General features: G+C 66.8%; 17 protein-coding genes. 8 read left to right on the top strand and 9 right to left on the bottom strand.

The genetic code is table 11. From position 1 onward, the window contains the following. Positions 1 to 9 precede the first annotated feature (9 nt). The 3 genes from ACCQ04_RS12230 to ACCQ04_RS12220 all read right to left on the bottom strand — a co-directional run bounded on the left by ACCQ04_RS12230 (position 10) and on the right by ACCQ04_RS12220 (position 3,155). Positions 10 to 1,149: an NADP-dependent oxidoreductase gene (locus ACCQ04_RS12230; RefSeq protein WP_345778032.1), complete on the bottom strand. Its 1,140-nt coding sequence runs from the start codon at positions 1,147 to 1,149 to the stop codon at positions 10 to 12. A gap of 86 nt (positions 1,150 to 1,235) precedes the next feature. Beyond that, positions 1,236 to 2,024 (bottom strand): SDR family NAD(P)-dependent oxidoreductase, encoded by a 789-nt coding sequence (locus ACCQ04_RS12225; protein WP_179465665.1) that lies wholly within the window; start codon positions 2,022 to 2,024, stop codon positions 1,236 to 1,238. A gap of 48 nt (positions 2,025 to 2,072) precedes the next feature. Beyond that, a complete protein-coding gene (locus tag ACCQ04_RS12220) occupies positions 2,073 to 3,155 on the bottom strand; it encodes an alkene reductase (protein WP_226427654.1) in 1,083 nt (360 codons plus the stop codon). A 131-nt stretch (positions 3,156 to 3,286) separates the two neighbouring features. Here ACCQ04_RS12220 and ACCQ04_RS12215 point away from each other — a divergent pair, with 131 nt between their 5' ends. From ACCQ04_RS12215 to ACCQ04_RS12200, 4 genes are all read left to right on the top strand, one after another. Beyond that, positions 3,287 to 3,862, top strand: coding sequence for a TetR/AcrR family transcriptional regulator (locus tag ACCQ04_RS12215; protein ID WP_024940190.1), 576 nt, complete (start codon positions 3,287 to 3,289; stop codon positions 3,860 to 3,862). Between the two features lie 139 nt (positions 3,863 to 4,001). Beyond that, on the top strand, positions 4,002 to 4,856 hold the full coding sequence (locus tag ACCQ04_RS12210; RefSeq protein ID WP_184456171.1) for an oxidoreductase: 855 nt from the start codon (positions 4,002 to 4,004) through the stop codon (positions 4,854 to 4,856). 180 nt (positions 4,857 to 5,036) lie between these two features. Then, on the top strand, positions 5,037 to 5,387 hold the full coding sequence (locus ACCQ04_RS12205) for an MDR/zinc-dependent alcohol dehydrogenase-like family protein (RefSeq protein ID WP_226427655.1): 351 nt from the start codon (positions 5,037 to 5,039) through the stop codon (positions 5,385 to 5,387). Next, the gene (locus ACCQ04_RS12200; protein ID WP_226427656.1) at positions 5,384 to 5,806 is read left to right on the top strand and encodes a hypothetical protein; all 423 of its coding nucleotides are present in this window, start codon (positions 5,384 to 5,386) and stop codon (positions 5,804 to 5,806) included. Before ACCQ04_RS12205 ends, ACCQ04_RS12200 begins: the two co-directional genes overlap by 4 nt. 193 nt (positions 5,807 to 5,999) lie before the next feature. On the opposite strand, the gene ACCQ04_RS12195 is transcribed toward ACCQ04_RS12200, so the two are convergent. The 6 genes from ACCQ04_RS12195 to aptA all read right to left on the bottom strand — a co-directional run bounded on the left by ACCQ04_RS12195 (position 6,000) and on the right by aptA (position 16,972). Next, positions 6,000 to 7,436, bottom strand: a complete 1,437-nt coding sequence (locus ACCQ04_RS12195; protein WP_184613686.1) for a DHA2 family efflux MFS transporter permease subunit — start codon at positions 7,434 to 7,436, stop codon at positions 6,000 to 6,002. A 285-nt stretch (positions 7,437 to 7,721) separates the two neighbouring features. Beyond that, positions 7,722 to 8,714 carry an HD-GYP domain-containing protein gene (locus tag ACCQ04_RS12190; protein WP_046343123.1) on the bottom strand — a complete coding sequence of 331 codons (993 nt, stop codon included), beginning with the start codon at positions 8,712 to 8,714 and terminating at the stop codon, positions 7,722 to 7,724. Between the two features lie 31 nt (positions 8,715 to 8,745). Then, positions 8,746 to 12,840: a CHASE domain-containing hybrid sensor histidine kinase/response regulator gene (locus tag ACCQ04_RS12185; RefSeq protein ID WP_226427657.1), complete on the bottom strand. Its 4,095-nt coding sequence runs from the start codon at positions 12,838 to 12,840 to the stop codon at positions 8,746 to 8,748. Between the two features lie 152 nt (positions 12,841 to 12,992). Further along, a complete protein-coding gene (locus tag ACCQ04_RS12180) occupies positions 12,993 to 14,297 on the bottom strand; it encodes a DUF445 domain-containing protein (protein ID WP_024940197.1) in 1,305 nt (434 codons plus the stop codon). A 353-nt stretch (positions 14,298 to 14,650) separates the two neighbouring features. Then, positions 14,651 to 15,508 carry a plasmid replication/partition related protein gene (locus ACCQ04_RS12175; protein WP_065031624.1) on the bottom strand — a complete coding sequence of 286 codons (858 nt, stop codon included), beginning with the start codon at positions 15,506 to 15,508 and terminating at the stop codon, positions 14,651 to 14,653. Positions 15,509 to 15,619: 111 nt separating this feature from the next. Beyond that, positions 15,620 to 16,972, bottom strand: coding sequence for an omega-aminotransferase AptA (gene aptA, locus ACCQ04_RS12170; protein WP_102256709.1), 1,353 nt, complete (start codon positions 16,970 to 16,972; stop codon positions 15,620 to 15,622). Positions 16,973 to 17,382: 410 nt separating this feature from the next. On the opposite strand from aptA, the gene ACCQ04_RS12165 reads away from it, so the two are divergent. The 4 genes from ACCQ04_RS12165 to ACCQ04_RS12150 are packed head-to-tail and all read left to right on the top strand — an operon-like array spanning position 17,383 to position 22,515. Beyond that, the gene (locus tag ACCQ04_RS12165) at positions 17,383 to 19,062 is read left to right on the top strand and encodes an OFA family MFS transporter (protein ID WP_047125188.1); all 1,680 of its coding nucleotides are present in this window, start codon (positions 17,383 to 17,385) and stop codon (positions 19,060 to 19,062) included. A 6-nt stretch (positions 19,063 to 19,068) separates the two neighbouring features. Beyond that, on the top strand, positions 19,069 to 19,914 hold the full coding sequence (gene fdhD / locus ACCQ04_RS12160; RefSeq protein WP_226427658.1) for a formate dehydrogenase accessory sulfurtransferase FdhD: 846 nt from the start codon (positions 19,069 to 19,071) through the stop codon (positions 19,912 to 19,914). Beyond that, entirely contained in the window at positions 19,911 to 22,259 is a 2,349-nt protein-coding gene (locus ACCQ04_RS12155) for an FdhF/YdeP family oxidoreductase (RefSeq protein WP_226427659.1), read from the top strand. Before fdhD ends, ACCQ04_RS12155 begins: the two co-directional genes overlap by 4 nt. Continuing rightward, positions 22,249 to 22,515, top strand: a complete 267-nt coding sequence (locus tag ACCQ04_RS12150) for a hypothetical protein (protein WP_046343115.1) — start codon at positions 22,249 to 22,251, stop codon at positions 22,513 to 22,515. Before ACCQ04_RS12155 ends, ACCQ04_RS12150 begins: the two co-directional genes overlap by 11 nt. Positions 22,516 to 22,907: the final 392 nt, after the last annotated feature.

The following is a 22,907-nucleotide window of genomic DNA, read 5'->3' as shown; positions in this document are numbered from 1 at the left end:
TCCTGCTTCTTACTTGATCTTGACGACCACCTTGCCCTTGGCGCGGCCTTGCGCCAGATACTCCAGCGCCTGCTTTGCCTGGTCGAACGCAAACACCTTGTCGATGACCGGGCGAATGCGTTCGGCTTCGAGCAATTCGCCGATTTTGGCCAGCTGCGTGCCATTGGGGCGTACGAACAGGAACGAATAGGCGACGTTGTGCTTGTTCGCCAGACGGATGATCTTGCGGCTCATCATGGCGAAGACGAATTGCAGCACCACATTCAACCGGCGTGCGCGGGCAAAGGCTGCATCCAGCGGCCCGACCAGCGACACGATCCTGCCGCCGGGCTTGAGGATGGCGAGCGATTTTTCGATCGTATCGCCCCGCATCGTGCCAAGCGCGATGTCGTAGCCGCGCAGCACGGTCTCGAAGTCCTGTTGCCTGTAGTCGACTACCTCGTCTGCGCCAAGGCTGTTCACCAGCGCGACATTGCCGGTGCTGGTGGTGGTGCCGACGGTGGCGCCGAGGTGTTTTGCCAACTGGATGGCGATGGTGCCGATACCGCCGGAACCGGCAGGGATGAACACCTTCTGGCCGGGCTGCAGGTCGGCACGTTCCTTCAGGGCCTGCCAGGACGTGAGCGCGACCATCGGCAGCGATGCCGCCTGCACAAAATCCAGATTGGCCGGCTTCAGCGCTGCGGCGCTTTCCGGTACCGCGACATACTCGGCGATGGTGCCGCGGCCAAGATCGAACACGCTGGCAAAAATCGCATCGCCCCGCTTGAAGCGGGTGACGCGGCTGCCGACATCGATGACGATCCCGGCCACGTCGCTGCCCAGCGTGGCGGGCAGCTCGAACTTCACCACGGGTTTGAAGATGCCGGTGGGAATCATGTTGTCGATCGGATTCACGCCAGCGGCGTGCACCTCGACCAGCAGTTCGTCGGGCTGCAGCGTCGGGCGGGCGCGCTCGCTGAAGCCGATGTCGGGAGATTTGCCATAGCGTTTGAAGGTGAGTGCTTTCATCTGGTTCGGGTCCACTGCTGTCGTTGTCCGGATGCGTGGCCGGGCGCGATGCGATCCCCGGCCGCCTTCACCTGTGCGCTGGCAACTGCGTGCCTGCCGCCTGATCGCCATGTGGGCGGTTTGCATCGACGCATCCATGCAGCAGGGCGAATGCGCGACACATCAGCGCAGGCCCGCAGCGCTCACCGTGGCAAGCGCTGCGGGCGGTTGCGCCGCCGGGCCGGTCAGGCCGCCGGCTGATAGCGCTCGGCGGCGGTGGCCTGGCGGATGTCAGACAGCAGCCCCTGGCGCGCGCCATCCAGTGCGTCCCAACGTTCGGCCACGTGCAGTGGCGGGATGGTGACCAGTTCGCGGCGATCAAAACCAACCAGCGCGGCATCGACCAGTTCGCCCACGTCCATCAGATCGCTGAGCGTGTTGACGTCGATACCGGCACGCCCCCAGATCTCGGTGCGCGTACCGGCCGGCAGCACGGCTTGCACATAGACGCCCTTGGGGCCCAGCTCCAGGTGCAGCCCCTGCGACAGGAACAGTACGAAGGCCTTGGTGGCGCCATAGACGCTCATGCCGAATTCGGGAGCGAAGCCCACCACCGAGCCGAGGTTGACGATCGCGCCGCTGCCGGACTGCGCAAAGCGCGGCGCAACCGCGGCAGACAGGCGGGTCAACGCGGTGACATTGAGCGCGAGCAGGCGGTCGATTGCCTCGGCGTTCTGCTGCAGGATGCCGCCGGACTGCGCCATGCCGGCGTTGTTGATCAGGATGCCGATCTGCGCGTCATCGTGCAGGCGGGCTTCCACTGCGGCCAGGTCGGCGGGCTGGGTCAGGTCGGCCTGCAGTACGTCGACGTTGACGCCATGTGCAGCGTGCAGACGCGCCGCCAGCGCATCCAGGCGGGCCTTGTCGCGCGCGACCAGCACCAGGTGGTGGCCACGTTGCGCAAAGCGCTCGGCGTAGACGGCGCCGATACCGGTGGAGGCGCCAGTGATGAGGACAGCGGGAAGTGTGGACATACAGAATTCCTTGATAACAGTGGATGAAAGACGCCAGGCGAGACAGCCTCAGCCGGCGAGGGACGGGTAGTCGATATAACCTTCGGCGCCACCGCCGTAGAGCGTGTCCGGATTCAACGGCGCCAGCGCTGCGCCGGTATGCAGACGTTCGACAAGATCGGGGTTGCTGATGAACGGGCGGCCGAAGGCCACCAGGTCGACGTTGCCTGCGCGCAACTGGGCGTTGGCCAGTTCCAGGTCGTAGCCGTTGTTGGCCAGATAGGTGCGGGTGAACTTGCTGCGCAGCGCGGCATAGTCGAACGGGGCCGCGTCGCGCGGGCCGCCGGTCGCACCTTCGACCACGTGCAGGTAGACGATGCCCAGCGCATCGAGTTGTTCGGCGATGTAGTCGTATTGCGGCTGCGGATCGCTGCCGGAAATGCCGCTTGCCGGCGACACCGGCGAAATGCGCACGCCGGTGCGATCGGCGCCGATCTGCTTGCTCACTGCCGCGACCACCTCCAGCAACAGGCGCGCGCGGTTTTCGATCGAGCCGCCGTAGGCATCGGTGCGCTGGTTGGCGCCGTCCTTGATGAACTGCTCCAGCAGGTAGCCGTTGGCGCCGTGGATTTCGACGCCATCGAAGCCGGCGGCAATCGCATTGGCCGCTGCCTGGCGGAAGTCGTCGACGATGCCCGGCAGTTCGTGCAGCGCAAGCGCGCGTGGTTCGGAGACATCGGCAAAGCCGTTGTTGACGAACACCTTGGTCGCCGCGGGGATCGCAGACGGCGCAACCGGTGCGGCGCCGCCCGGCTGCAGGTCGACATGCGACACCCGGCCCACATGCCACAGCTGCACGAAGATGCGCCCGCCCTTGGCATGTACAGCGTCGGTAACTGCACGCCAGCCGGCGATCTGCTCGGGCGTGTACAGGCTGGGGGTGTCCTGATAGCCCTGGGCCTGCGGCGAGATCTGGGTGGCCTCGGTGATCAGCAGGCCGGCCGAGGCGCGTTGGGCGTAGTAGGTGGCCGCCAGTGCGCTCGGCACCAGGCCGGCGCCCGCACGGTTGCGGGTCAGCGGGGCCATCACGATGCGGTTGGCCAGGGTCAGCGCGCCCAGTGCATAGGGTTCGAACAGCGAAGGGTGGGTCATTGGGGGAGCTCGGAATCAGAGGTTGACAAAGATTACGATCAAAATCTAAAGTGTCAACACTTTGATGACGAACGACATCAAAGTAAGCTGTCGCTCTACCCAGTCCCGCACCAGCACGGAGTGTCCCAACGATGAAAGTGACCAAGGCACAGGCGCAGGCAAACCGGGCGCACGTCGTCGAGACGGCCTCGGTGCTGTTTCGCGAGCGCGGTTACGAAGGGATCGGCATCGCCGATCTGATGGCCGCTGCAGGGTTCACCCACGGCGGCTTCTACAAGCAGTTCCGCTCCAAGGCGGATCTGATGGCCGAATCGGCGGCCTGCGGCCTGGCCAACATCGCCGCGCAGACCGAGCACGTGGACAAGGCGGATTTCGTGAACTTCTATCTGTCGCGCGGACATCGCGACAGCCTTGCCACCGGTTGCACGATGGCGGCGCTGGGCGCCGATGCCGCGCGCCAGCCGGAGGAAGTGCGCGAGGCGTTCGCCACCGGGGTCGAAAACCTGTTGGCCTCGCTCGACCGCAGCGGCGCTGCGCCCGGCACCGCCGAGGCAGCAGCGGAGCGCGCCAGCAACCTGGACATGATGGCGCACGCCATCGGCGCCATCGTGCTGTCGCGGTCGTGCCCGAACGATTCGCCACTGGCCGACGAAATCATCGCGGTGTGTCGCGACCAGATCCTGTCGTCGTTGCAGGCGTCCAACTAACCGACAGGCGTGCATCCGCCACACACGTGGTCGAGCTTTCACCGGTAGGACTGCGTTTTTAGCCAAGCATCGCTTCCCAGTCGCGGCGTGATCGTCAATCGACTGCCGCCCTGTCACTCACTGCACTCAAGGAATTCCAATGACAAGCAAACCCCCTGTTGCGCTGGTGACCGGCGCCTCCTCCGGCATCGGCGAAGCAACTGCCAACGCGCTGGCTGCCGCCGGCTATACGGTGTACGGCACCAGCCGTCGCGGCGCGCAGTCCGGGCAGCGCGCCTTCACGCTGCTGGCGCTGGATGTGACCAGCGACGAATCGGTCGACGCCGCGATCCAGGAGCTGCTGCGACGGGAAGGGCGCATCGACCTGCTGGTCAATAACGCCGGTTTCGGTGTGTCTCCCGCCGCTGCGGAGGAAAGCTCGATCGAGCAGGCCAAGGCCATCCTCGACACCAACTTCCTCGGTGTCGTGCGCATGACGCGCGCAGTGGTGCCGCACATGCGCCGCCAGGGCAGTGGCCGCATCATCAACATCGGCTCGATCATCGGGCTGGTGCCCACGCCGTATGCGGCGCTGTACGCGGCCAGCAAGCACGCGGTGGAGGGTTACTCCGAAGCGGTGGACCACGAGCTGCGCAGCTACGGAATCCGGGTCACGGTAATCGAGCCGGCCTACACCAAAACCCAGTTCGAGGCGAACACTCTCGCCCCGGATGCGCCACTGGAAAACTACCGTCAGGTCCGTACCCAGGTCGGCCAGGTGGTGGCGCAGGCAATGGCAAGCGCGGACGAGCCCTCCGTCGTCGCCGACGTGGTGGTGAAGGCGGCGCGCGCGCAGCAGCCCAATGTGCGCTACACCGCGGGCAAGATCGCCGGACAGCTGCAGTTCCTGCGGCGGTTTGCGCCGGCGGGTGTGTTCCAGGCGTTGATTCGTAAGAACCTGCAGCTCGATGCGAAGACGCCACCCGAGACCACGACGCCATCCCACGCCGGATAAGCCCGGCCGACAAACCACTGCAAATGCCGGCCCTGGCGATGAGCGCAACAGGTTTCAGCTGCGCCACGCCGGGTTGCACTGCTGCACAAACGAGCCGCAGCGACTGCAGTGTGCATGCCGTTACCAATGCGTCGGTGGTGACGCGGTCGCGCGCGGCCTTGACCCCAACAGGAGAAGGCAATGACCTTCGATGCAATGCTTGCCGCTCAGACCAGCGAGCCGGTGGTTACCAGGCTGGTCCGGTTTAACGAAGACGCGTTTATGCCGGGCGAGGTGAGGGTTGCTGTCGAGTATTCGACCGGCAACGACCACCACGCGACGGCGGTGGCGGTGAGCAGAGGTGGCCCGATCACTCGCCATATTCCGCTGATTCCTGGCGTCGATCTTGCCGGTGTGGTCCAGGCATCCCGCGATGCCGGCATTGCGGTTGCAGACCGGGTGCTGACCAGCGGCCGGGGATTGCATCAGCCCCACTCTGGCGGCGAGGCGCGGAAGGTGCAGGGGCGGATGGTCGTGGAGATGAACGCATGAGCGCGTCGATCGCATCGCGCGCATTTCGCTACCTGGCCACGCTGTCGGCGTTGTCGTTCTTCGCGTTGGGCGCTGCCTGGCTGCTGGCGCCTGCGGCCATGCTGGCCAATTGGGGCGTGGCTTTCGACAGCGACGCGCTGGGCGTGCTCGGCCGACGCGCCGCACCGCTGTATGCGGCCATCGGCGTCATGCTGCTGCTGGTGCGAACGGCGCCACCGTCGCCAGGGCGCCGTGCCGTGGTTGCGGGCTTTGTCACCGCGTGCCTGTTGCTGGCAGTGCTGGGCGTGGCGGAGTGGGTGGCCGGGCATGTCAACGCCGGCATCTTCGCGGCAGTCGCGATCGAGATCGGCTTTCCGCTGGCGTTCCTGCTGGTGACGCATGCCGAGGCCGCGTCCTGGCACAACGACAAGGCGCGATGATGGCAGGCATGACGGCGCCTGTGAGGTGCTGTCATGCGAGTTGGCGGACATGACACGTTGCAAGACTGGTCAACCAAGCGGTGCGAGCAATTGGCAATTGATGTGGGTGTCGCATGGAAACCGCAGTTGCCGGGGCGGTGCACGCCGATTCCAGTCACGGCTATGTAGCTGCGCCGGCTACGCAGCCCTGCGGTCAGCCGCTCGAAGCCCGGTGCCCGCTCATTTCCTGCCCGGCATCCTTGTCGAAACGCACATGCCACCAGGTGGCGCTGAGCGAAATCAGGCTGACCACGCAGAACGCCAGCGAAAAATCCCGTTGCGCAGGCTGGGTGTGATCGCCGGCCAGCATCGCCAGCTTGAGGATCATTGCGCCGGCGCATACGCCGACCGAGAGCATCAGTTGCTGCAAGGTGGTGTACAGGCTGCTGGCGCGGCTCATGCGCGATGCGGGCACATTTTCGTAGGCGATGGTGTTGTAGGCGGCGAACTGGAACGACATGAAGGCGCCACAGCACAGCAGCAGGCCGAACATCAGCGCCGGCGGCCAGTCGGGCCGGAACAACGCACAGACCATGTAGCCCAGGCTGGCGAGCACACCGTTGCCGATCAGGCTGTTGCGATAGCCGAAGCGGCGCAGCAACTGCGGGGTGATGCTGCGCATCAGCAGTGCACCGAGCGCGGTGGCCAGGATCAGGCGCCCGCTGTGTGCAGCACTCATGCCGAAGCCGATCTGGAACAGCAGCGGCAGCAGGAATGGATGCGCGCCCTGGGTGATGCGCATCAGCGCACCGCCGATCACTGACAAGCGGAACGAATCGATCCGCAGCAGGCTCAGGTCCAGCAGCGGAGCGGGGTGGTGGCGTGCATGCCCCAGATACCCCAGCGCAGCGCTGCCGCCGATGGCCAGCAGCCAGCTCGCGGTACCGATGCCGTCCTGCTGGCTGACCATTTCCAGGCCGAACAACAGGCAGCCCAACGCGGTGCCGCACAGCACAAAACCGCGCAGGTCGAAACGTGCCGGCGCCGATTCGGTGGGGATTTCCGGGATGAAACGGCGCACCAGCAAAAAGCCGGCAATGCCGATCGGCACGTTGATGTAGAAGATCCAGCGCCAGTCCAGGTACGAGACGAAAAATCCGCCCAGCGGCGGGCCGAGCATCGGGCCGATGAAGGCCGGCACCAGCGTCCAGGCCATGGCCGACACCAGGTGACGGCGCTCCACCGTGCGCAGCAGGATCAGCCGGCCGAGCGGGGCCATCATCGCGCCGCCGGCGCCTTGCAGTACGCGCGCGGCGACCATGGTGGGCAGGCTGTCGGCCAGCGAACACAGGATCGAGCCGCCGACGAACACCCAGATCGATGCGCCGAACACGCGGCGCAGGCCGAAGCGGTCGGCGATCGCGCCGCTGGCCGGGATCAGCACCGCCAGCGCCAGCAGGTAGCTGGTCATGGCGATGCTCATCGCCGGCGCGGCAACGCCGAAATCGCGCGCCAGGGTCGGCAGCGCGGTCGCCAGCACGGTGGCGTCCATCTGCTCCATGAAAATGGCGCAGGCCAGGATCAGCGAGATGATGCGGTAATCGGGATAACGCGGCGGCGTGACGCCGGCCTCGGACACGCTGGAGGACATCGGACTCTCGGTTGCGGGGCCGCATCGGTGGCGCGCAGATGGCTATCAGACCGGCCCGCGTCGCACGGTGTTGTGCGGCGCAACATGGCTATTGTCCGCCCGCGCGAAGCCGTGTTCAAGCACACGCCAGGCAACACTGCGTACGCATCACAGGGCCGATAACACCACCAGCCCACCTGAGAGAGCCGTACAGCCCGCAAGACGGGTGCGAATGCTAGCCCGATCGGCCCGCAAACTGCTCAGCCCGTTCCGATTCCCCAATCCCGATTCCCGATTCCCGGCTCTTCAGGTCCCCGGCGCCGCGCTATCCCAGGCATCCATGATCTGCAGGACCTGCGGCAACGCCTCGCGAAATTGCTGCACCAGGCGCGGTTCCAGCTGCTTGCCTGCCATGCTGTCGAGCTTGCGCATCGCATCGTCCACCGTCCACGGCGCCTTGTAGGCGCGCCGCCCGCACAGCGCGTCGAACACGTCGGCCACCGCCACGATGCGCGCCGATTCGGGAATGGCCTCGCCGGCCAGGCCGTTGGGATAGCCGCTGCCGTCCCAGCATTCGTGGTGATGCAGCGCGATTTCCGCAGCCAGCTGAAACACCGGCCCGCGCCCGTGCCGCAGCAGGTCGTGGCCGACCTGCGGGTGCTGGCGCACCACGGTGCGTTCGTGTTCGTCCAATGCACCGGGCTTGTGCAGGATGTTGCCGGGCACCGCGATCTTGCCGGCGTCGTGCAGGGGCGCGGCATCCTGCAGCAGCTGCGCCCGTTGCGCAGGCCAGCCGACCTGCTCGGCCAGCACCTGCGCATAGGCGGCCATGCGCCAGATATGCGCGCCGGTGTCGGCATCCTGGCCTTGCCCGGCGGTACCGAGCAGATGGATCGCATCGCGATAGTGCTGCGCCAGGCGCGCGCTTTCGGCCAGCTTCAACTGGGTGGCGATGCGCGCCTTGAGCAGGGCGGGCGAGTAGGGCTTGCTGACGTAATCGGCCGCGCCCGCTTCCAGTCCGGTACGTTCGTCGTGCTCGCTGCTGCGCGAGGTCACGAACAGGATCGGGATGGCCGTGCTGGCGGGCTGCTGCTTGAGCGTGCGCGCCACCGCATAGCCGTCCATGTCGGGCAGCTCGACATCCAGCAGGATCAACGCCGGCGTGTGGCGGAGCACCGCCTCCAGCGCTTCGCCGCCGGACTTGGCGAACACCAGCGGAAAATCGTCGCGCAGCAGCTGGCGCAGGGTGGCCAGGTTGCTGGATTCATCGTCGACACACAGCAGGGGACGATGCGGCATGGAGACTCCTTGCCACCGGCGTGGTGAGCGGTCAGCGCAGGTGAGTGGCTTGCCAGTCGCGCAAGGTGGCCTCGGCGCGACGGAAGTCGAAATCTTCCACCGCACGCTGCAGTGCTTCCTGCAGGTTGCGCGGCAGATGCGGCGCGCAGATCAGCAGCGCGTGGTCGATCCTGTCGGCATCGTCGCTGCCCAGGGCCGCTTCCAGGATCTGCACGCTGTCCGCGTCCAGCGCGGCATCGTCATCGCCTGCTTCCGCGTCGCTGTCGCCGTGTTGCAGGAAGGCATGGATCGCCGCGGCGGTACGCTGCATGGTGTCCTTGAGTGCGAGCAGCGCCGAGGTGATGTCGTGGCCCTGCTCGATGCGGGTTTCCAGGTCGCTGGCGGCACCGGCCAGGGCCGGCAATGCCAGCGACCCGGCCGCGCCGCGCAGCTTGTGCGCCAGCGCACCGATCGCCGGCAGCTCGTTGCGGCGCAGATGCTCGGCTGCGGCCTCGGCCGGGTCGGGGTTGTCGCGCAGCAGTTTGAGCAGATAGCGCTCGTACGGTTCGCGCTCGCGCCACAGGCTGCGTGCACGCGCCGCATCCAGCACCTCCGGGTCGGCGTGTTCCCACTCGGGGCCGCCCTGCACAGCGGCCTCGTGCGGCAGCGACGGGATGCGCCGTACACCCGGCTGCAGGAAGTGGCGGATGGCGGTGACCAGTTCCTCCACATTGAACGGCTTGGCGATGAAACCGTTCATGCCCGCTTCCAGCGCTTTCTCCTGTTGCGGGCGAAAGGCGCCGGCAGTCAGCGCGATCACCGGCAGGCTGGCCAGCGCGGGGATCTGCCGCAGCCGCCGCGTGGCTTCATAGCCATCGACCACCGGCATCTGCACGTCCATCAACACCAGCTGGAACAGCTCCGGCGCACGCCGCAGCGTGTTGATGGCCTGTTCGCCGTCGTGGGCGACCGTGACCATGGCGCCTTCGCCTTCGAGAATGCGCTGCGCCACTTCGCAGTTGATTTCGCTGTCGTCCACCAGCAGCAGATGCGCGCCTTCCAGCCGACGCGCCACGAAGGTGGGCGCCACCGGCCGCGCGCCGGGGCGTTCGTGGACCAGTTGCTCCACCAGCCGGTGCAGCGCCGCGCTGGTCACCGGCTTGGTCATCACCGCATCCAGGTCCTGTTGCTCGGGATGCTGCTCCAGCAGCCGGCGCTCGTAGGCGGTGACCATGACGATCACCGGATGCGGGCCGGGCACGGCGCGTGCACGGATCTGCCGCGCGATCGCCACGCCGTCGATATCGGGCATGCGCCAGTCGAGCAGGAAGATGTCGTAGGGCTCGCTGGCCTGCTCGATCGCCTGTAGGGCGGCCTGGCCGCTGGCGACCGCATCCACGCGCCAGCCGAGTTCGCTGGCGATGCGCACCAGGTTGTTGAGCGCCGCATCGTGGTCGTCGGCGATCAACACCCGCGGCATCGCTTCCGGCGGCAGCGCCGGCAGGTCGCGCTGCGCCAGCGGCGGGGCGGATTTTTCCAGCGTCACCACGAAGTAGAACTCGCTGCCGCGGCCGGGCACGCTTTCCACCTCCAGCTCGCCGCCCATCAATTCGATCAGGCGCCGGCTGATGGTCAGGCCCAGGCCGCTGCCGCCGTAGCGCCGGCTGGTGGAGGTGTCGGCCTGCAGGAACGGCGAGAAGATCAGGCTCTGCTTTTCCTTGGAAATGCCGATGCCGGTGTCGCGCACCGAGAACAGCAGCTTGAGCTTGTTCGGATCGCCGCTGGGGAAACGCCGTACCGACAGCACCACTTCGCCCTGCTCGGTGAACTTGATCGCGTTGCCAACCAGGTTGACCAGTACCTGGTTGATGCGCAGCGCATCGCCGAGCAACCAGCGGCAGTCGCGCGGCAGCGGTTCGACGATCATCTCCACCGGTTTGGTGCTGAGCGAGGAACGCATCAGGTCGGCGATGTTGTCGAACAGTTGATTGAGGTCGAACGGTGCGCGTTCCAGATCGATGCGCCCGGCCTCGATCTTGGAGAAGTCCAGGATGTCGTTGATGATCTCCAGCAGCGAGCGCGCGGAGCGGTCGATCTTGGTCACCATGTCCTGCGCGGCACCGGGCAGTTCGCTGCGCTGGAGCAGGTACAGCATGCCCAGGATCGCGTTCATCGGCGTGCGGATCTCGTGGCTCATGTTGGCCAGGAAATCGGACTTGGACTGGTTGGCGCTCTTGGCCGCATCCATCGCCAGGCGCAGTTGTTTCTCGTGCAGTTTCTGCTCGGTCAGGTCCACCGCCATGCCCAGGTAACCGATCACCTGGTCGTTATCGTCGCGCAGGGTGCTCAGGGTCAGCAGCACCGGCAGGCGGCGGCCTTCGTGGCTGACGTAGGTCCATTCGCTGGTGTCGCTGCGGCCCAGGCTGGTCAGCGCGGCGATCGCCTCCAGCGTATGCGCCACCGGCGCGCCGGTCTGCTCGGACAGCAGGTGCGCGCGCTGCTGCAGTTCTTCCTGCTCGATGAACTGGCCGGCCTTGCGGCGGCCGATCACCTCGTCGGCGTTGTAGCCCAGCAGTTTTTCCGCGGCGCGATTGAACAGCGTGACAAAGCCGCCGGAGTCGGTGGCGATGATGGCAAAGCCGGCGTGTGCCAGGATCGCCCGGTGCAGCGCGGAGAACTTCATCAATTCGCTGGTGCGTTCGGCGACCTGGTGTTCGAGCGATGCATTCAGGTCGACGATGCGCTGATGCGAACGCACCCGCTCGGAGATGTCGCGGAAGAAATGCGAGTGCCCGCTCAGGGTGGCATCGCGTTCGATGATCGGGGCCTTGCTGGCCAGCACATGGACCAGATGCCCATCGCGATGGCGCATGCTCAGCGCCGCCGAGGTATCGACCGAATGGTGCTCGTCGGCGTGCTCGATGTCGGGGATCGCATATGGCTGCGGCGACAGCAGCATCGTCAGGTTCTGGCCGATCGCCTCGTCCGCGCTGTAGCCGAACATCGCTTCGGCAGCGGGATTCCAGTGGGTGATGTGTCCGTCCGGGGTTTCGGCAACGATGGCCTCGCTGGAGTGGCTGACCAGTGCCGCCAGCTCCATCTGTTTGCGCAGCACTTCCTCGCGCCGCAGGCCGTTGCTGAAATACAGCACCAGCAATGCCGCCAGCAGCACCGACACGCCCAGCACCAGGCCGCCGGTCAGCCATGGCGAGGTCTGGTTGAGCGAGGCCAGGAAGCTGGCGGTGGGGTGGGCGGTGATGATCCAGGTGCGGCCGTAGATCTGCAGCTGCTGGATCACCGGCGGGCGACGCGCGCTGTCGCTGGAAGGTGTGCCGCTGCGGAAGAAGTTGTGGGTCGGCTCGTTCCGGTCGGAAAGATCCAGCGCCACGTCGTCGCGCTCGCCCAGGGTGCTTTGCACCATCTGCTCGACGCTGAAGGGCGCATACACCCAGCCACTGGTCGCGGCCATGCGCTGTTGCGGCGTCTGCAGCGGCATGCCCTCGCGATAGACCGCCAGCAGCACCAGGAATCCGCTCTCGCTAGGAATGCGATAACCGGATAGCGAGATCGGCGAGGTCATGATCGGCACGCCGCTGCGTGCGGCCTGCAGTGCCGCCGCGCGTCGACGCGGATCGGAGGCGATGTCCAGACCGATCGGACGGTTGCCCGAGGACTCCGGTTCGAAATACAGCACGATGTAACGCTCGCCGTCCCAGGGCGCCAGCGGCCGGCGCTTGATGTCCGGTGCACCGTCCGCGCGCGCGGCCTGCAGGAAGGCCTCTTCGTCGGCGGGCGCAACGCGATGGATGTAGCCGTAACCCAGTACGCCGGGGAACTCGCGCGTGTAATCGCGCGAGCGGCTGTACAAGGTGAAGCGGTCGCGACTGATGACATCCTTGCCGGCGCCGATCAAGGCACCGCGTGCGCCGCGCAACCCGTGTTCGAAGGTATACATGCGCTCGCTGATGTTGCGTGTCAGCGTGCGCACGACATAGTTGAAACGCTGCTCGCGCTCGAGCTCGTTATGTCGCTGTAGCGACAGGCCGGCGAGAATGGCGGCAATCAGACCTGTGGCGAGAATCAGCAGGGCACCGATCGATGCGCGGCGCCCGTATTTTCTGCGCAGATCCCAGCGGCCATTCGGCATTTCTGTTCCTTTGCCTTGCCTGTTGCGTGCCCGGTGTGCTGGCCGACGGCGAGGTCGGTCTCGTGGTGGCGCCTGACGATCATCAGAACCCGTGCAAACTCCCCGGCGTCCGCACGTGCTTCCGGTGGGCGATCAACGTCATTGCCAATGCATCAGAACGCCAGCCAGATCGATAATGCGTGAAGGGCAAGCCCGATCAGTCCGCCCACCAACGTTCCATTGAACCGAATGTATTGCAGATCGCGTCCGACACCCAATTCCAATTGTTCGACGAGGTGACGTTCGTCCCAACTTTTCATCGTCGACGCGATATGGTCGGTCACCGATGCGCGCAGACGCGTGGTGAGTTTGTCGGCGGCCTGCAACATGTGCTGGTTGAGCGCTTCGCGCAGCGAGGGATCCTGCGACAAGGCCTGGCCGAGCGATTGCATGGAGCGCTCCATGTGCGCGGCCATCGACGATTCTTCACGCGCCAGGTCGTTGCGCAGTGCATCGCGGATCTCGCCCCACAGGCCTTGCACGTAGTCCTGCAAGGCCGGATGTTCGATCACGCGTTGCTTGAGCTCCTCCACGCGCTCGGCCATTGCCGGCTCGTCGCGCAGGCGCGCGATGTAGCGTTGCAGCCACGCTTCGTAGTCGAGCCTGATCGGGTGCTCGGGGGTCTTGAGGATGTCCTGCAACTCCTCGATCGCCGCCCGCGCCATGCGGTCGGCCAGGCTGTCGCCGATCTCCTCGATCGGCTTGACCCAGTTCACCGTGCCGACCAGCTTGGGCCACTCGCGCCGCGCGTAACGCACGATCAAGGCCGAGGCGCGCGTCTTGACCTGCTCCTGATCCAGCCACTCGCCCAGGCGCAGCAGCACCTCGTCCAGCAATTTCTGATGCCGGCCATCGGTGGTGAGCAGCGCCATCACATCGCCGACGGTGGCGGCGGCATTCCATTTGCGCAGACGGTCGACCACGAAGCGCTGGATCGCGCGGCGCACCGCGGCCTCGTCCAGCAGTTCCAGCGCCTGCAGCATCCAGCTGCGCGCCATCTGCGCGAGCATGCGCGCCTGTTCGGGTTTGGCCAGCCATTCGCCGAGGCGGCTGGCCGGGTCGAACACGCGCAGTTTGTCCATCAACGCCTCGGGGGCGAGGAACTGGTCGCGCACGAATACCGCCAGGCCGTCGGCCAGGCGGTCCTTGCCGCGCGGCAGGATGGCGGTGTGCGGAATCGGCAGGCCCATCGGCCGCCGGAACAAGGCCACCACCGCGAACCAGTCGGCCAGTGCGCCGACCGTGGCCGCTTCGCAGAAGGCCGAGACCCAGGCCCAGACGCCTTGTTCGCCCATCAGGTGGCTGACGACGAAGCCGGCGAACATGGCCAGCAGCAGGGCCACCGCCAACAGCTTCATGCGCTGCAGCTGGGCACGACGGGGATCGACGGGGCGGGGAGTGCTAACGCTTGGTTCCATCTGCGCAGTGTACCCAGTCGCCGGAGCACGGCATGTCCACGGCCGGGCGTGACGGCGCGGTAGGAGCGCGCCTGAGCGCGACGGCGTTACCGGGAACGCCTTGTCGCGCCCGGGTGCGCTCCTACGGGTAATTGCAGCGATCGCGGTAGTAGCCGATCGGTTTGTAGGAGCGCGCCTGAGCGCGATGGGGTTACCGGGAAGGCCATGTCGCGCCCGGGTGCGCTCCTACGGGTGTTTGCGGCGATCGCGGTAGTAGCCGATCGGTCCTGTAGGAGCGCGCCTGAGCGCGACGCGTTACCGGGAACGCCGCGTCGCGCCCGGGTGCGCTCCTACGGTGATGCACCGTCCGGCACTTAGCCGCGCAGGCGCTCCAGCTGCGATTGCAGCGCGGTCACCTTGGCCTGCAGCGCGGCGTTTTCGTTTTCCAGTTCGCTGACACGGCGTTGCAGGGCTTTCATGTCGCGGCGTTCGGCTTCGCCGCCTTCGGCCTCGTCGGGCTTGGGTTTGCGCTTGGCGTCGCGTACGCGCTTGGCGGCCTGTTTGAGTTCGGCCTTGCCGGCCTGCGCGGCGGCGCGCTGTTCGTCCTCGGACAAGGTGGCCACGGCAGCGGCGGCGCTGATCGAAATCTCGCCGGCCTTGACCGCCTGCACCACTTCCGGGGCGGCCTGCTTGTGGATGCGCTCGATCATCACCACCTGGTTGTTGCTCAGGCGGGCCTCGCGCGCCAGCTCGGCGCGGCTGACCGGGGTGGAGGTCTCTTCCCACGGCGGGCTGTCGTTGTCCGTGGCCGCCGGCGTGGCGTCGTGGTCGACGCCGGTGGCCGGCTGCTCAACGTCGGCAACCGCCGGCGCTTCGGCAGCGGCGTCGGCGTCGCGTTGGCTGCGCTGGCGCGCGGCCAGGATCTCGCGCTTGCGCAGCGCCAGCACGCCGCGCTGGAAGTCCGACACGCTGCGCCGGCCCAGGTGCTGCTCGATCATCCACAGCTGCACGTCCTGCATCGACTGGAAGCGCGGGTTCTGCACGGTCTGGAACGGCAGGTCGTGCTTCTGGCAGATGCCGTAGCGGTTGTGGCCATCCACCAGCACGTCGCCCCACAGCACCAGCGCATCGCGGCAGCCCTCGGCCAGCAGGCTGCGTTCCAGCGCCTCGTGCTCGTCGGGCGTCAGCGGGTCGATGTAGGCCTTGAGTTCTTCTTTGACAACGATGTTCATGCGGCAACTGCGGGGAAGTGCGGGGCCGGCATTGTAGTGAGCCTGCCCCGGCTTTGCGCGCTTGACCGCGCCGCGTGCGGGCGTTACGCGCGGGCGCCTGTGCCCTGGTCGTCAGGCGGTGCTGCGCAGGATCCTGCCCAGCGTTTCGACCATCTGCCCGATCTGTTCGGGGGTGACGATCAGCGGTGGTGACAGCGCGATGACATCGCCGGTGACGCGCACCAGCAGGCCGCCGTCGTGGAAGCAACGTTCGAACACCTCGTAGCCGCGTGCGCCGGGCGCGCCGTCGCGTGGCGCCAGCTCGATCGCGCCGATCAGGCCGATGTTGCGGATGTCGATGACGTGCGGCAGCCCGCGCAGGCTGTGCAGCGCGTCTTCCCATTGCGGGCCCAGCGTGATCGCGCGGTCGAACAGGTGTTCTTCGGCGTAGGTGTCCAGCGCGGCGATGGCCGCGGCGCAGGCCAGCGGATGGCCGGAATAGGTGTAGCCGTGGAAGAGCTCGATCGCGTTCTGCGGCCCCTGCATGAAGGCCGCGTGGATCGCATCGGCCACCAGGACCGCGCCCATCGGCACGCTACCGCTGGTCAGCCCCTTGGCGGCGGTGATCAGGTCCGGCGTGACGCCGAAGCGTTGCGCCGCGAACGCCTCGCCGACCCGGCCGAAGCCGGTGATGACCTCGTCGAACACCAGCACGATGCCGTGGCGGTCGCAGATGGCGCGCAGCCGCTGCAGATAGCCTTCCGGCGGCAGGATCACCCCGGCCGAGCCGGACACCGGCTCGACGAAGACCGCCGCAATGGTGGAGGCATCGTGCAGGGTGATCAGGCGTTCCAGATCGTCGGCCAGTTCGGCGCCATGCGCCGGCAGCCCGCGCGCGTAGGCATTGCGTTGCAGATCCAGCGTATGCCGCAGATGGTCGGTGCCGGCCAGCAGGGGGCCGAACCATTTGCGGTTGTTGGGCAGCCCGCCGATCGACATGCCGCCGAAGCCGACCCCGTGATAGGCCTTCTCGCGCCCGATGAAGCGGGTGCGCTGGCCCTCGCCGCGCAGGCGGTGGTAGGCCAGCACGATCTTCATCGCGCTATCGACCGCCTCCGAGCCGGAGTTGGTGAAGAACACATGGCCCAGGCCGGGCGGTGCGATCGCGGCCAGCCGCTGCGCCAGCACGAACGGCAGCGGCGAACCCATCTGGAAGGTCGGCGCGAAATCCAGCGTGCCGGCCTGCTCACGGATCGCCGCCACGATGCGCTCGCGGGCGTGGCCGGCATTGCAGCACCACAGCCCGGCGGTGCCGTCCAGGATCTGGCGGCCGTCGACATCGCGGTAGTACATGCCGGCAGCGGAGGCCAGCAGGCGCGGGCGCGCCTTGAACTGGCGGTTGGCGGTGAACGGCATCCAGAACGCGTCCAGGTGCGCCGGTGCCTGCAGCGCGTGCGCGCCATCGCGCGGAGGGTGGTCGTGCATGGCGGACTCCGTCGCTGGGAAGCGTCCGACTGTACGGCCACCGCGCCTCGGCCGTCACCCCGGCCGAGCGCGACGGCGAGCACGATTTGCGGACCCGCATGCGCCGATCCGCATGGACTAGTCAATTAGTCGCAACGTCGGCCGCTAAGCTGTGGGAACGCCTTGTGGCGCAGGCCATGACGGGTTTTTGACTGGCTGCGGGGCGCGCCGAAGCATTGCAAAGATTCAACGATCGCCGATGATGCGCCAGACGAGTGCCAGTTGGGCCTGGTAGTCGCCGCTGCCCTTATCGCAACACGTCAATCGTTCGCAGCCATCAATCGTTTTCGGAACCACTGACACCGCCTGCATGCAGCCATCCTGTCGGGCGCTCCGGACACACTTCATCGCACTTTTTTAGGGGAACGGGAATGACACAAGGGTCCACCGTGGCGAGCGCCAACGGCGCAGACGCCGGCCTGCTGTCCAAGGAGCGCATCGTTGCGCGTCCGGGCTTCAATCGTTGGTTGGTACCGCCGGCGGCATTGGCGATCCACCTGTGTATCGGCATGGCCTATGGCTTCAGCGTGTTCTGGTTGCCGCTGTCCAAGGCGCTGGGCATCACCGAGGCGATCGCGTGCCCGGCCGACATGGGCCTGTTCGCGCGCATGGTCGCCACCACCTGCGACTGGAAGATCAGCGAGCTGCAGTGGATGTACACGCTGTTCTTCGTGCTGCTGGGCTGCTCGGCGGCGATCTGGGGCGGCTGGCTGGAACGTGCCGGCCCGCGCAAGGCCGGTGTGGTCTCGGCGCTGTGCTGGTGCGGTGGCCTGGTGATTTCGGCGGCCGGCATCCACTTCCATCAGATCTGGATGCTGTGGCTGGGCTCGGGCGTGATCGGCGGCATTGGTCTGGGCCTGGGTTATATCTCGCCGGTGTCGACGCTGATCAAGTGGTTCCCGGACCGTCGCGGCATGGCGACCGGCATGGCGATCATGGGCTTCGGTGGCGGCGCGATGATCGGCAGCCCGCTGGCCGATGCGCTGATGCGTCACTTCGCCACGCCGACCTCGGTGGGCGTACTGGAAACCTTCCTGGTGATGGCGGCGCTGTACTTCGTCTTCATGATGGCCGGCGCGTTCGGCTACCGCGTGCCGCCGAGCGGCTGGACCCCCGCCGGCTGGACCGCGCCGGTGGCCAGCAACAACGCCATGATCACTGCCAACCACGTGCACGTCAGCAAGGTCTGGGGCATCCCGCAGTTCTGGCTGCTGTGGGGCGTGCTGTGCCTGAACGTGTCGGCCGGCATCGGTGTGATCGGCATGTCCTCGCCGATGCTGCAGGAAGTGTTCGGCGGCCGGTTGATCGGGGTGGATGTCGGCTTCGGCAGCCTGGACACGGCGCAGCTGGCCAGCATCGCGGCCATCGCGGCCGGCTTCACCGGCCTGCTCAGCCTGTTCAACATCGGCGGGCGCTTCTTCTGGGCCAGCATGTCCGACAAGCTCGGCCGCAAGAACACCTACACGCTGTTCTTCGTGCTGGGCATCTGCCTGTACGCGGCTGCGCCGTCGGCCGGCGGTGTGGGCGGCATCGCGCTGTTTGCGGGCATCTTCTGCATCATCCTGTCGATGTACGGCGGTGGCTTTGCCACCATCCCGGCATATCTGGCCGACCTGTTCGGCACCCAGATGGTCGGCGCCATCCACGGCCGCCTGCTGACCGCCTGGGCCACCGCCGGCATCCTCGGTCCGGTGGTGGTCGGCTACATGCGCGAGTACCAGCTGGCCCACGGCAGCCCGCCGTCACAGGTCTACAACACCACCATGTACATCCTCGCCGGCATGTTGGTGCTCGGTCTGATCTGCAACCTGTTGGTGCGCCCGGTGGCCGCGCGTCATTTCATGACGCCGGAAGAACTGGCGCGCGAGAAGCAGCTGGCGCACGAGAAGGTCGACCGCAGCGGCAAGGCGGTGCTGCCGCCGGAGCAGATGGCGCGCATCGGGCATGGCGGCAACCCCGCCCTGGTCGCGCTGGCCTGGCTGGCGGTGGGCGTGCCGATGTCCTGGGGCATCTGGGTCACGCTGCAGAAAGCCTTCGTGCTGTTTCATTGAGATGAGATGACACTTCCGTCTTCCCGTTCCGTGCGCGCCGGCAGTGTGGTGCGCACGGTTGTCCGCCACCGCGGCGGCCGCAACGCCACGGTGCAGGACATGGTGGCGGCCGAAATGCCGGTCGCGTTCAATTACAACGACGTGCCGTTCGCGGTGATGATGGCCACGCCGGAAGACCTGGAGGATTTCGCATTCGGGTTCTCGCTGAGCGAGGGCATCGTCGACCAGCCGCAGGATCTACGGGTGGTGGCGGTGGAGACGTTTCTGGAAGGCGCTTCGCTGCAGATCGAGATCCCGCCCGAACGTGCCGCTGCGCTGGACCGGCGGCGGCGCAATCTGGATGGCCGCAGCGGTTGCGGGGTGTGCGGCAACGAATCGATCGAGGCGGTGCTGCGTGTGCCGCCGCTGCTGCAATCGGCGTTGCAGATCGATGCGCAGGCCTTGGCGCGTGCGCTGGAAGCGCTGCATGCACAGCAGCCGATCGCCGCGCAGACCGGCGCGGTACATGCCGCCGGTTGGGCCGATGTGCACGGTGTGGTGCGCTACGTGCGCGAAGACGTCGGCCGGCATAACGCGCTCGACAAGTTGATCGGTGCGCTGGCGCGGGAGCGCGTCGATGCATCGCAAGGGTTTGCGGTGGTCACCAGCCGCGCCAGTTACGAAATGGCCATGAAAGCCGCGCAGGCCCGGATCCCGCTGCTCGCAGCGATTTCGGCACCGACCGCGCTGGCGATCAGCCTGGCCGACAGTGCGGGACTGACCCTGATCGGGTTTGCCCGCGATCACGATTGTGTCGTTTACAGCCATCCGCAGCGCCTGAATCTGGGCGTTGGCGTGGGAGAGCCCGCATGAGCAAGAAGACCATCCAGCAATACGACAATCCCGCCGGCGGCTGGGGCGCATTGCGCTCGGTTGCCAAGCACCTGATGGAACAGGACATCGCGGTGCAGGGCGCCAAGACGCTGCTGCACGCCAACCAGCCGGACGGTTTCGACTGCCCCGGCTGCGCCTGGCCCGACCGCGATCACACCTCCACCTTCGAGTTCTGCGAGAACGGCGCCAAGGCCGTCGCGGCAGAGTCCACGGCGCGACGCGCCGGGCCGGAGCTGTTCGCCTCGCACAGCGTCAGCCTGCTGTCGCAGTACAGCGACTACTGGCTGGAAGGGCAGGGCCGGCTGACCCAGCCGATGCGTTACGACGCGGCCACCGGCCACTACGTGCCGGTGAGCTGGGACGAGGCCTTCGCGCAGATCGCCGGGCACCTCAACGGGCTGGCATCGCCGGACGAGGCGATCTTCTACACCTCCGGGCGCACCAGCAACGAAGCGGCCTTTCTGTATCAGTTGTTCGTGCGCGAATTCGGCACCAACAATTTCCCCGACTGCTCCAACATGTGCCACGAGCCGTCCGGCACCGCGCTGCGTTCGCAGATCGGCGTGGGCAAGGGCACGGTGTCGCTGCACGATTTCGAACTGGCCGATGCGATCTTCATCTTCGGCCAGAACCCGGGCACCAATCACCCGCGCATGCTCGGCGAGTTGCGTCAGGCCTCCAAGCGCGGCGCGGCGATTGCGGCATTCAATCCGTTGCGCGAGCGCGGGCTGGAGAAGTTCGCCGACCCGCAGGACAAGCTGGAGATGCTGCACAACGGCTCCACCCGCATCGCCTCGGATTATTTCCAGCTCAAGATCGGCGGCGATCTGGCCGCGGTCAAGGGCATCATCAAGCACGTGCTCGAGCGCGACGCACAGGCCCAGCGCGAGGGCACGCCACGGCTGCTGGATCTGGAATTCATCGACGCCCACACCGCCAACTTCGACGCTTTCGCTGCCGAGGTGCATGGCGAATCTTGGGACACCATTGTCGAAGAGTCCGGGCTGGACGAAGCGGCGCTGCGCAAGGCCGGCGAACTCTATCTCAATGCCGAACGCGTGATCGCCTGCTGGGGCATGGGCATCACCCAGCACAAGCATTCGGTGGCCACCATCCACATGATCACCAACCTGCTGTTGCTGCGCGGCCATCTGGGCCGGCCGGGCGCGGGCGTGTGCCCGGTGCGCGGACACAGCAACGTGCAGGGCGACCGCACGATGATGATCTACGAAAAACCGCCGGCCGCGTTTCTGGACAAGTTGCAGACGCTGTTCGGGTTCGCGCCACCGCGCGAAGACGGTTTCGACACCGTCGGTGCGATCGAGGCGATGCTGGACGGGCGCGGCAAGGTGTTCTTCGCGATGGGCGGCAATTTTGCCGCCGCCACGCCGGATACCGACGCCACGCATCGCGCGCTGCGCAATTGCGAATTGACCGTGCATGTCACCACCAAGCTCAATCGCAGCCACCTGGTGCATGGGCGCGATGCGCTGATCCTGCCATGCCTGGGCCGTACTGAAATCGACATCCAGGACGCTGGCTCGCAAGGCGTGACGGTGGAAGATTCGATGAGCATGGTGCACCTGTCGGCCGGCATCAATCCGCCGGCCTCGCCGGAGCTGTTGTCCGAGCCGGCGATCGTGGCGCGGCTGGCCGAGGCGACGCTGGGTACGCGCAGCGCGATCCGCTGGCGTTGGCTGGTGGGCGACTACGACCGCATTCGCGACCTGATTGCCCAGGTGTTCCCCGATTTTGCCGACTTCAACCAGCGCGTGCGGGTGCCGGGCGGCTTCCGCCTGTCCAACACCGCGCGCGATCGCCAGTGGGTGACGCCCGAAAAGCGCGCGGTGTTCAAACCGCACGCGGTGCCGACCGACAACCCGATTCATCGCGCACGCCGCAGCCACACCGAGCAGATGGTGTTTACGCTGGCCACCACGCGCTCGCACGATCAATACAACACCACCATCTACGGGCTGGACGATCGCTACCGCGGCGTGTTCGGCGAGCGTCGCGTGCTCTTCATCAATGGCGCGGATATCGCCGCGTTGAACATGAAGGCCGGCGACTGGGTGGACCTGGAGAGCCTGTGCGAGGACGGTGTGCACCGCGAGGCGCGCCGCTTCCTGCTGGTGGACTACAACATTCCGCGCGGCTGCCTGGCGGCGTATTACCCGGAAACCAACGCGCTGGTGCCGCTGTCCAGCTTTGCCGACGAAGCGCGCACGCCCACCTCCAAGTCGATTCCGGTGATCGTGCTGCCGCACCGCGCCGAAACCGCCGATGCGGCGCCGCGCGACATCGGAGCGGTGCTTGTCCGCTGATCCGCAGCTCACCGCGCTGCTGCTTGCCGCATTGGCCGACACGCCCGAGGGCGTGTCGCTGGCGCGCCTGTGCAAGCAACTGGGCGTGCGCATGAGCGTGCTGCTGCGCACCCTGGCGTGGTTGGGTAACGCCAGTCTGGATGGTCAACCCGGTCCGGGCTGGATCCAGCTGGAAGACCGCGGCGAGCGCCAATTCGCGGTGCTGACCGAGGCCGGACGCGGCGCCACGATGGCCCGGGCGCGCGAACAGCTGTGAGTGCGGTCGGGCCGGCGATCCCGCTGGTCGGCGGCGCCTGCGACAGTACCGTGCGTATGGGCTGATCGCGCCCGCGCCACGTGGCCGGACCCTGGCGATGCCGCAGCACCTTGCGACATGCGCTGCCCCCGTTCGGGGGCGGCTCTATCGTTCGCGCGTGCACGCCGATGCCTCCATCCCGGTGCCGCCCCTATCGGCGCGCCGCCAGGCCCCGAACGGTATCGCTGTCGCGTCCGCTTGGCGGCTTTTTCTGCGCATTATTTCTGTTGTTGCGATCAAGTTCGCAGCCGGCGCGCCGATTTGGGGAATACGCCGTACAGGCGTGCGCCAGGCGCGCCGCTGCGATGTTGCTGCAGCGCTCATGGCGGATCCATCAAAGGGGGACGGAACGG

Origin of the sequence: Xanthomonas sp. NCPPB 2866 (assembly GCF_041475745.2) — a bacterium.
In the GTDB taxonomy this organism is placed as follows: Bacteria; Pseudomonadota; Gammaproteobacteria; order Xanthomonadales; family Xanthomonadaceae; genus Xanthomonas; species Xanthomonas arboricola.
The sequence above is the reverse complement of the archived record's forward strand: the minus strand, read 5'-3'. Positions and strand labels throughout refer to the sequence as shown.